This window comes from Runella defluvii (genome assembly GCF_014195535.1).
Classification (GTDB): domain Bacteria; phylum Bacteroidota; class Bacteroidia; order Cytophagales; family Spirosomataceae; genus Runella; species Runella defluvii.
The window spans coordinates 80,190-90,257 of record NZ_JACIBY010000023.1 but is presented as its reverse complement, the minus strand read 5'-3'; the positions used below and the strand labels follow the sequence as shown (position 1 = coordinate 90,257).

6 protein-coding genes are annotated in these 10,068 nt (G+C 47.7%); 3 read left to right on the top strand and 3 right to left on the bottom strand.

What is annotated here, in order from left to right:
* Positions 1 to 4,802, bottom strand: a 4,802-nt coding sequence (locus FHS57_RS29520) for a beta strand repeat-containing protein (RefSeq protein ID WP_310587026.1), incomplete at its 3' end; no start/stop codon positions are given.
* Positions 4,803 to 5,090: 288 nt separating this feature from the next.
* Here FHS57_RS29520 and FHS57_RS29515 point away from each other — a divergent pair.
* Complete coding sequence (locus FHS57_RS29515) at positions 5,091 to 6,101, top strand: IS110 family RNA-guided transposase (RefSeq protein WP_183980046.1); 1,011 nt, start codon at positions 5,091 to 5,093, stop codon at positions 6,099 to 6,101.
* 1 nt (position 6,102) lies between these two features.
* On the opposite strand, the gene FHS57_RS29510 is transcribed toward FHS57_RS29515, so the two are convergent.
* Entirely contained in the window at positions 6,103 to 7,662 is a 1,560-nt protein-coding gene (locus tag FHS57_RS29510; RefSeq protein ID WP_183980045.1) for an ELWxxDGT repeat protein, read from the bottom strand.
* Between the two features lie 249 nt (positions 7,663 to 7,911).
* On the opposite strand from FHS57_RS29510, the gene FHS57_RS29505 reads away from it, so the two are divergent.
* Complete coding sequence (locus tag FHS57_RS29505; protein WP_183980044.1) at positions 7,912 to 9,444, top strand: PD-(D/E)XK nuclease domain-containing ATP-binding protein; 1,533 nt, start codon at positions 7,912 to 7,914, stop codon at positions 9,442 to 9,444.
* A 133-nt stretch (positions 9,445 to 9,577) separates the two neighbouring features.
* Here the strand turns inward: FHS57_RS29505 and FHS57_RS31920 are convergent, their stop codons facing one another.
* Positions 9,578 to 9,700: a T9SS type A sorting domain-containing protein gene (locus tag FHS57_RS31920; protein WP_183980043.1), complete on the bottom strand. Its 123-nt coding sequence runs from the start codon at positions 9,698 to 9,700 to the stop codon at positions 9,578 to 9,580.
* Between the two features lie 129 nt (positions 9,701 to 9,829).
* Between FHS57_RS31920 and FHS57_RS29495 the strand changes: the two genes are divergently transcribed.
* A complete protein-coding gene (locus FHS57_RS29495) occupies positions 9,830 to 10,066 on the top strand; it encodes a hypothetical protein (protein WP_183980041.1) in 237 nt (78 codons plus the stop codon).
* Positions 10,067 to 10,068: the final 2 nt, after the last annotated feature.

The window sequence follows — 10,068 nt, the reverse complement described above, 5'->3', positions numbered from 1 at the left end:
GTTTGACCAGCTGCGATAGAGACTCCGTCCACGACTAAAGAGACATTTTGAGGGGCAGCGGCACGGTAGTTAATGGTCAATTCAATGGGAGAGGAATAAGTCACAGGACAGTTGGCATCGCAAGCGGCTTGGTAGCGGTGTGGTAGGTTATTGGAAGCTTGGGTAGTTGGTGCTGTCGCCGACCATTCGCTCCACGCGCCATTTCCGACTTGGCTGCGCCACAGGGGCGAACCCGAAACACAATTAGTTGAAACATTAAACTGTAAATTATTGACAGGGTCAGCGTCGGTATCACAAAGAACGGGGTTGTTGCCTTCATTGAGGGTTTGTTGTAACGCATTGAGGCTAATGGTGGGTTTACCCTGTACGGTTAGGGTAGCCGAACCTGTTTGGTTTTGTCCGCAGCTTTGGGCATCATTGACGGATTCCAATGCGTAGCTAAATACACCTGGAGTGGAGGTGTTTTGGGAGAGTGTCGCACTGCTTGAGCCGCTTGAGGTAGTCAAGGTTTGTACAGTTCCACCATTGATACGGTAGGAGAAAGTATAGGGAGCAGTACCATTGCTTGCCGTGAAGGTAACAAGGGGACTTGGGGCATTTTGGCAGACGTTGGTTGTGCCTGAAATGCTGGCCATAGCCGAGGGTGGGTTGGCGAGGCTGGCCGTGGCTGGAGCACTGGTGCAACCACTAAGTGTAACGGTGATGTTGGTGTAACTACCTGCGCCCAAAGAGCCGATGGTTAGCTCACCCGAGGCATTGCTGATAAGGGTACTAACTACGGCAGAGTTTCCGTCTTGCTGGTAGCTTACCGAGTAGCTTGTGCTGGCGGCTAAGCCAGTGAGTGGAATGCTACTGTTGGTGCCGCCGCAGGTGGTGGGTTTGGTAGGTGTACCTACGCTAAAAGTAGGTGTGGTACATACGGCTTCGTAAGCCCCCATGTCAGGGTTTCCAACTCTTGCTGCACCCGTGATGTCGGTGGTTGGGATGCCCGTGCCAGTAGTTCCTGCATTGATACCAGGGCTACTGATTTGCAATGCCAAACCATCGTCGGCGGTGCGGTGTTTGCCATCTGCACCAGCAAAGTTTGTAGTGCTTACAAAACCTGGGTCTTGGGCAAAGATATTGCCACTCGCGCCTGTGCCGATGGCAGAACTATTAGCTGCTGCTGTTTGAGGATAATTGGTTGCTGCCAACTGCAAAAGGTTATTTTTGAAGGTATTGCCATTGCTGCCTTCTACATAATAATCTGCCCCTGCTACTGTGGCATCAGTACCTTTTTTATTTGCCCAAAAGATATTATTGCTCAGCGTATTCGTGCCAAAAGCGGTGCAAATCCCGCCGCCGTTGTTGTTCGCTGTATTGTTATACAGGGTATTATTGCTCAGCGTATTCGTGCCATAATAGGTGTAAATCCCGCCGCCGCTCAAGCTAGCTGTATTGTTATACAGGGTATTATTGCTCAGCGTATTCGTGCTCTCAAAGGTGTAAATCCCGCCGCCGTAGTTTGTCGCTGTATTGTTATACAGGGTATTATTGCTCAGCGTATTCGTGCCATGAAAGGTGAGAATCCCGCCGCCGCCGTAGCTCGCTGTATTGTTATACAGGGTATTATTGCTCAGCGTATTCGTGCCAAAAGCGGTGCAAATCCCGCCGCCGCCGACTCTGGGAATAGAAGTGCCATTTACTGTGATACCGCTGCTACCATTCGCATTTCCGCCCGTGATAGAGAAACCGTCAATGGTTACACCTACGCCGCCTGTGCTTGCTGCGGAGGCAAGGACGACGTGGTAGGCGTTAGTAGCATTACCAGAAGTAATTTTGCCATTTGCGTCAAGGACATCGTTGTTGTCAATATCGCCGCTCAAAATAGTAGCGTTGGCAGCAATATCTCTGCTGCCTGTTGCATTATACCCACCTTCTATGGTCACACCATCAGGAATGTGGAAAGTAACATCTCTACCGTCGGTAGTGCTCATTTCTACGCCAGCGTTAAAGGGCTTTTTGGTAGGTTTGTAGGTACCTTGGGCTACTTTGATGGTTTTAACGACATTGCAGGCGTGGGCCACGGCCAGGGCATTGCTTAGGCTGGCGTAAGCATTAGTCCATGAGCTACCGTCGCCCGTGCCGCCCGATACCGAGGCATTGACGTAGAGAGTATTGCCGTTTGGGCAGCAAACGGGAGCCGTGAGAACCACTGGCGCAGTACCCGAGGGCGTGATGGTACAGCCGTTGATGGTTATGCTAAAATTGCTGTAACTACCTGCCCCTAAGCCTTCGAGATAAGTCGTTAGCCCCTCACTTGCCTCGGCGGAGATTCTACCTCCTATAATACCAAAGGGAACATCTTTGGTAAATGTGTTACCGCCCAGCGAGTAGCTCATGCTGTAAGTACCATCAGGGATAGTGTTAGAACCGTAATTAAACGCGATTTTACCATTGGTACCACCGCAAGTAGTGGGGTTGGTAGGTGTGCCGATGGCGAGAGCGTAAGTAGGGTCGCTTACGGTGGCGGTGCGGGGGGCACTGGTGCAGCCCGCCAATGTTACCGTAATGTTGGTATAGCTGCCTGCTCCTAAGTTTGGAATGCTCAAAACTCCCGAGGCATTGCTGCTGATATCGCCCACTACCGCTGTAGCGCCACCTTTTTGATAGCTGACCGAATAGCTGGTATTAGCGGTTAAGCCCGTAAGAGGAATGCTGCCAGTGTTGCTGCCGCAAGAGGTGGGCTTTACCACAGTGCCTACGCTAAAGGTAGGAGCGGGGGCTGTCAAGGTTTGGCTCGCAATGACCGAGGTTGATGTACAATTGGTGGAAGTAGTGATGCTAAAATCACTGTAAACGCCTGCCCCTAAGTTCAATAACGTTATGTATGACTGGGCAGGAATGCCGGGTGTGCCTCCTGTGCAGGGGCCAGGTATAGGAGGCTGGCCTGGAGGGCCAGGCATCGTGGTGGGAGTACAAGGAATTTCAGGCGAGCCTGCAGTGCCTTGTACGGTTAACGAGGCACTGGCGGCGGAGCCATCTTTTTTGTAGTTGAGTGTTACGGTTTGGGTAAGCAAACTCACGGGTACATTTAAGGCGATGTTGCCATTGCTTACACTGCAACTACTCAAATTGGCTTTTGAACGCAACGCCAGTGTAGGAGCAGTTGGATCTGATAAGCTCACGGGAGTAGTACCCGAGGGCGTGATGGTACAGCCGTTGATGGTTATGCTAAAATTGCTGTAACTACCAGCCCCCAAACCCGTGAGGAAGGCCGTTTGTATAGCAGTTGCCTCAGCAGAGATTCTTTGTATTGGATTACCAAAAGTAACATCTTTGGTAAATGTGTTACCGCCCAGCGAGTAGCTCATGCTGTAAGTACCATCAGGGATAGTGTTAGAACCGTAATTAAACGCGATTTTACCATCGGTGCCACCGCAAGTAGTGGGGTGGGTAGGGGTGCCGATGGTGAGGGCGTAAGTAGGATTTGTTAGCGTAGGGTTGGTACCCGTAGCCGTTACTGCCCCAATGGCAAAATCCGTGTAGGCTCCTGCTCCCAAGCCCGAGAGCGTAAAGGTACCATCGTTGGCAACTGTTACGGTGGCAGGAGTAGCAGCCGTGCCGCCTTTTTTGTAGTTGAGCGTTTTCGTACCTGCCGCAAAGCCCGTACTTGTGAAGGCAATGCTGCCGTTGGCGGGTACGCAGGTAGTAGGGTTGGTGGGGGTACCGAGGGCGAGGGTGGCGCAGTTACTCAAACCACCGACACCGCCAAAACCCGTAGCCGCATACACGGTAGTGCCCACCGCATACACGCCCCGAACACTATTACTCCCCAGCCCGTTGGTGGTGGTTCGGTTGGTAAAAGTAGCCCCGCCGTCGGTCGAGATGCTCAAACCGCCACGAGTAGCCGCATACACGGTAGTGCCCAGCGCATACACGCCCCGAACAGTATTACTCCCCAGCCCGTTGGTGGTGCTGGTTCGGTTGGTAAAAGTAGCCCCGCCGTCGGTCGAGATGCTCAAACCGCCATCCGTAGCCGCATACACGGTAGTGCCCACCGCATACACGCCAAGAACAGTATTACCCCCCAGCCCGTTGGTGGTGCTTTTTTTTGTAAAAGTAGCCCCGCCGTCGGTCGAGATGTTCAAACCGCTAACCGTACCCCAATACACGGTAGTGCCCAGCGCATACACGCCCCAAACATTAGTATCCAGCTGCAAGGGGTCGGTTTTGTTGGTAAAAGTAGCCCCGTCGTCGGTCGAGATGCTCAAACCACCAGCCGTAGCGGCATAGACAGTGCTGCCCACCGCATACACGCCAAGAACATTATCATTCCCCAGCCCGTTGGTGGTGGTGGTTCGGTTGGTAAAAGTAGTCCCGCCATCGGTCGAGATGCTCAAACCACCAGCCGTAGCCGCATACACGGTAGTGCCCACCGCATACACGCCATAAACAGTATTATTCCCCAGCCCGTTGGTGGTGGTTTTTTTGGTAAAAGTAGCCCCGCCGTCGGTCGAGATGCTCAAACCGGTACTCGTAGCCGCATACACGGTGCTGCCCACCGCATACACGCCATTAACAGTTATATCCAGCCCGTCGGTGGTGGTTTTGTTGGTAAAGGTGCTGCAACTGGGGCCGTTGGCTCCCGCCGCTTGTACCGTCAAGGCCACTGGCACGGCGGTACTCACGCAACCCGTGCTGCTGTTGCGCACGGTGAGGTTAAAATGATAGGTATTGGCCGCACTGGCGGGAATCGTTACTACGGCGATACGGGGGGCGGTTGGTAAAGTAGCATTGCTCACCGCCTCAAAACTCGGCATGGCCGTTGGTGTGCCCGCTGTGAGGCTATACTGATCAGGGCTACCTTTAGATTTGTGTGATTGAACAAAACCAAGAAACTGGTAAGTTTACTTTTCAGTTGTTGAGCAGGATATAGGCACTTTAAAGGGCCGCATGGGTAGAACCCACCACGGGATTGAATCCTATATCCTGTTTTTATCCAAACATCAAATAGAAGTCTGGGTAAAACCCATTAGCCAAGGTAGTGATGGCGGATAAAATCTCAACAAAGGAATGTAAAAATACACAAACTCTTAAAAGCATTCATCATGGAAACACAGTATTTTATCGGTATTGATATCTCGAAAGAAAGCTTGAATTGGGCTGTTTGCAGCGCCAATAAGATTATCTTGGAACGGGTTTCGGGTAATGATATAAAAAGTATAACCAAAACTGTAATAAGCCTACAACGGCAGTTAAATGTCAAACTCGAAAGTGCAGTTTTCTGTATGGAACACACTGGGATTTATCACACTCGTTTATTGAAATATCTGCTGAGTCGCAAAGCCTTAATTTGGTTGGAATCAGGGAGCCAAATCAAGTACTCTATGGGCGATGTCAGAGGCAAAAACGATGTAATTGATGCCCAACGAATTGCTCGCTACGCTTACAAAAATCGCGATGAAATCAAGCTTTATGTGCCTCCCAGAGCTATTATTGACCAATTGGATAATCTACTTGACATTCGTGACAGATTAGTAAAAGTGCGGCAAATTTGTCTAACCGCCTTGAATGAGCAGAAGTCTTGTGAAGCTAATAAAACCCTCACAAAAGACACAAAAAAATACTCTGCTCATACACTCAAAGGAGTCGAAACCGATTTGCTAACCCTCGAAAAGCAAATAAAAGAACTCATTGATTCTGATCCGCAGCTCAAATCACTCTTTGAAAACATTACTTCTATTCCTGGAGTAGGTACTGTTACTGCTGCTAAATGTATTGTCATTACGGACGAGTTTAAAAAGTTTGATAATGCCAAGCAACTGGCTTGTCATGCAGGTGTTGTCCCATTTGAAAATAGCTCAGGAACAAGCCTGCAATCAAGACCCAAGGTTAGTAAAAAAGCTCACAAAGGAATCAAAGCCACTTTATCCAATTGTGTTATGTCTGCCATGAGGTACAACACTCATTTTAAGGCGTATTATGAACGTAAACTCAAGGAAGGAAAAAATAAGTTTACAGTCTTCAATGCCATGAAGAACAAGCTGGTTAGACTTATTTTTTCTTTAGCCAAGCAGGGTAAAAAATATGACGAAAATTATACGTATTCTCTTGTTTGAATCATAGAAATCCCGTAGTAGCCGAGTACGGAATCCCAAAACTCGTGGCCGTAGAACTCACAGGGTTGATAGTACCGAGGGTGATAGTAGGTAAAGCATTCACCGTACCACTCACCGCTACGTTCTGCGTAGTAGCATTCATGCTGGCACAAGTTACGTTGCCATTAGACGGGCTACTTGAACTGGCAGCCATGCGTACATAGATGATTGTGTTGCCAACACTACCGCCACTTTGCGTAAGCGTTACCGATGGATCAAAACTGCTACCGCTCGTGGTGCTTACTTGAAAACCCGTAGGGGCGGTTACGGTAATATCACCCGTGAGGTTGCTGCCGCTTACTGTGAAGCTCTGCTGGGCTGAAGCGGTACCTTCACAGGTAGTAAAAGCTGTGAGTGAGGCTGTGGTGGTGATGGTAGGGGGAGCAGGGCTATACTGCCATAGCTCTATTCCATTCGTACCATCATCAGCCTGAAAGTACAAATTTGTCCCCAGCAGCGTGAAACCAGTAGGAGAAGAGTTACCGCTCGGGTTTATATCTTTGACCATCACCGTGCCATCGGCAGTGCCATCAGTCTTCCATAGCTCTATTCCATTCGTACCATCAGGAGCCTGAAAGTACAAATTTGTCCCCAGCAGCGTGAAACCAACAGGATTAGAGCTACCGCTACCCGTGTTTATATCTTTGACCAACACCGTGCCATCGGCAGTGCCATCGGTCTTCCATAGCTCTGCTCCATTGGTACCATCAATACCCCGAAAGTAGAAATTTGTCCCCATCACCGTGATACCAGCAGGATTAGAGCCACCGCTACCCGTGTTTATATCTTTGACCAACACCGTGCCATCGGCAGTGCCATCGGTCTTCCATAGCTCTGAGCCATTGGTAGCATCAGTAGCCTGGAAGTATAAATTTGTCCCCATCACCCTAAAACCAGCAGGAGACGAGGGATTGCTACCCGTGTTTATATCTTTGACCAACACCGTGCCATCGGCAGTGCCATCGGTCTTCCATAGCTCTATTCCATTGGTAGCATCATTAGCCGAAAAGTACAAATTTGTCCCCAGCACCCTAAAACCAGCAGGAGAAGAGTTACCGCTACCCGGGCTTATATTTTTGACCATCACCGTGCCATCGGCAGTGCCATCGGTCTTCCATAGCTCTATTCCATTGGTACCATCATTAGCCTGGAAGTACAAATTTGTCCCCAGCACGGTGAAACCAGCAGGAGAAGAGTTACCGCTCGGGTTTATATCTTTGACCATCACAGTGCCATCAGCAGTGCCATCGGTCTTCCACAGCTCTATTCCATTGGTGCCATCATTAGCCCGAAAGTAAAAATTTGTCCCCAGCACCGTGAAACCAGCAGGAGAAGAGCTACCGCTTGGGTTTATGTTTTTGACGAGGGTGGTTTGGGCCAGCAAGGGGCTGTGAAAGCCGCCCCAAAGGCAAAAAGCCAAAAAGAAAATACTGGCTACGTGTAGGCGCCAGTGGCTGGGGCAAAAAGCGGCGAGCTTAGTCCCGAGCGAGGAGGGGTGTTTTGGATAGGTAAAAATAGTCATATTTTTAGAATGTAAAATGAGTGCAAAAGCTCGCCACAAACATGTAGCAATAAATTGGATGAAAAATACCTGCTAGCAGGTATTTTTTTTGTCAAATATTTTATTATATAAACGGGTGTTTTGAAAAATTTTTTTTGGGTTCAGGGTAGTAGGCAGGGGGCAGAGGGGTAAAGGCAGAGGGTAAGGGTACGGGGTAAGTTTTCTAAAAAAGGTGTAACTTTGTGATAGGCACAAACAAAATAAAACAAGATGCGTAAATACCCCGTAGGCATACAAGATTTAGGGGAAGTCGTCACGGGCGGCTACGTTTATGTGGACAAAACTCCCTTTGCCCATCGGCTCATCACGCAGGGTAAGTACTATTTTCTGTCTCGCCCGCGCAGGTTTGGCAAGTCGCTGTTTTTGAGTACACTCTATTATTTGTTCAAAGGCCGTAAAGAAATCTTTGAGGGGTTGTATATTGAGGATAAGTGGGATTGGTCAAAAACCCACCCTATTATCAAGATTTCGTTTAGTAACATTGGGCATACGGAGGCTGGGCTTTACAAAGCCATCGAAAAGACCTTAATTGAAACGGCTCAAACTTATAACATTCTACTAACATCGGAATTTAATGCCGACAAATTCAAGGAGTTAATCCAAAAACTCGACGAGAAATACGGCAAAGTAGTGGTGCTGATAGACGAATACGACAAGCCTATTATTGATTATATAGACAACGATATCCATGGTTCGGCGCTGCGAAAAGCGATTGAGAACCGAGGCATCTTGAAGTCGTTTTACTCTATCCTCAAGGACGCTGACCCGCATTTGAAGTTGGTGTTTATTACAGGCGTGTCGAAGTTTTCTAAGGTGTCTATCTTTTCGGATTTGAATAACTTAAACGACATTACGCTTGACAGTAGTTATTCGGGAATATGTGGTATTACGCAGAGGGAACTGGAAGATAATTTTGAGGAAGAGCTAAAACTGTATGATGCCGAAAAGATAAAGCATTGGTACAACGGCTACTCTTGGAAAGGCCCAGAACGAGTCTATAATCCGTTTTCGTTGGTCAATTTCTTTGCCAAAAATGGCGATTTTCAAAACTATTGGTTTGTGTCGGGTACACCTACGTTTTTGATGAATTTGGCAAAACGAGAGCAGTTGTATGATTTTGAACAAGTAGAAATAGACGCTCTTCAGTTAGATGCTTACGATATAGAACGGCTCTCACTCGTGCCGCTAATGTTTCAAACGGGTTATTTGACCATCAAGCAGTACGATAATGAGTTCGGTACTTACGAGTTAGGTTATCCCAATGAAGAAGTTAGAAAATCGTACCTCACTTTTTTGGCAAATGCTTACACCGAAAACCCCAACACTTCGGTACAAGTGCTGGCTACCCAAATGCGAAACGCCCTCCGAATCCAAGACTTTGCCAAGGTACAGAGTATTTTCAATACGATTTTCAAGAGTATTCCGTATGAGATTTGGCAGCGGGAGAATGAGCACTATTACCATGCACTTATTCATCTAACCTTTAGACTCTTAGATATATACGTGCAGAGCCAAGTACAAACTGCCGATGGTAGAGCGGATGCGATTGTGATTTTGGAGAAGTCCGTCTATGCTTTTGAGTTTAAGTTGGACGGTGACGCTGAGCAAGCCCTGCAACAGATTAAAGACAAAGGCTATCTTACACCTTATTTGCACAGTGGTAAAACGTGCATCGGTATCGGTCTAAATTTTTCTAAAGAACTCAAAAAAGTAGAAAAACTCGTCTGGGAGGAGATACAATGACACAACAAAGCCCCCCGATGCGGCTGTTTTTGAGTACACTATCTTTTATTTCCTCCCATCGGAGATGCACTGCTTTTGGCAGTACATCCCGACGAGAAGTTGAGCTTAAACATCACTTACACTCTTGTAAGTATTATTGCACCTTCACCACCTTCAAAGTAGCTTGTTTTTCTGCTGCATTAACCTTCAAGAAATAGATTCCGTTGGTCAATTCGCTGACGTTAAACTCTTCTTGGTGGGTGTTGGCTTTGGGCACAAAACTACATTAGAGCAAAGTTGTTTTATTTCTGGAAAAATCGTCAAATTTAAAATTTATTTTTCCAGAAATAGGTCTATTTTTGGAAAAATACTATAAAAAAATACTGATTTTTCCAGTTATAAAACTATGAATAGTGCGCAAAACCAAATTATCGGAAGAGAAAAGGAAAAGGCGATTTTTGGCAAATTGCTACAATCCCATCAGGCAAAATTTCTTGTGGTCTATGGGCAAAGTAGGGCAGTAAAGGCGTTTGCAGTACGGCAGTATTTTCAGCCAAATTTTGTGATGGAGTTTTCTGGGGTCAACCAAGCAGAAATCCACGTTCAACTCTACCATAACGGTATGCTGGAGCAACGGCAGTGAAA

Bases quoted from the DNA above. Each gene is read 5' to 3' on its own strand.
- FHS57_RS29515 (WP_183980046.1), top strand. From the start codon at position 5,091: ATGGAAACACAGTATTTTATCGGTATTGATATCTCGAAAGAAAGCTTG.
- FHS57_RS29510 (WP_183980045.1), bottom strand. From the start codon at position 7,662: ATGACTATTTTTACCTATCCAAAACACCCCTCCTCGCTCGGGACTAAG.
- FHS57_RS29505 (WP_183980044.1), top strand. From the start codon at position 7,912: ATGCGTAAATACCCCGTAGGCATACAAGATTTAGGGGAAGTCGTCACG.
- FHS57_RS29495 (WP_183980041.1), top strand. From the start codon at position 9,830: ATGAATAGTGCGCAAAACCAAATTATCGGAAGAGAAAAGGAAAAGGCG.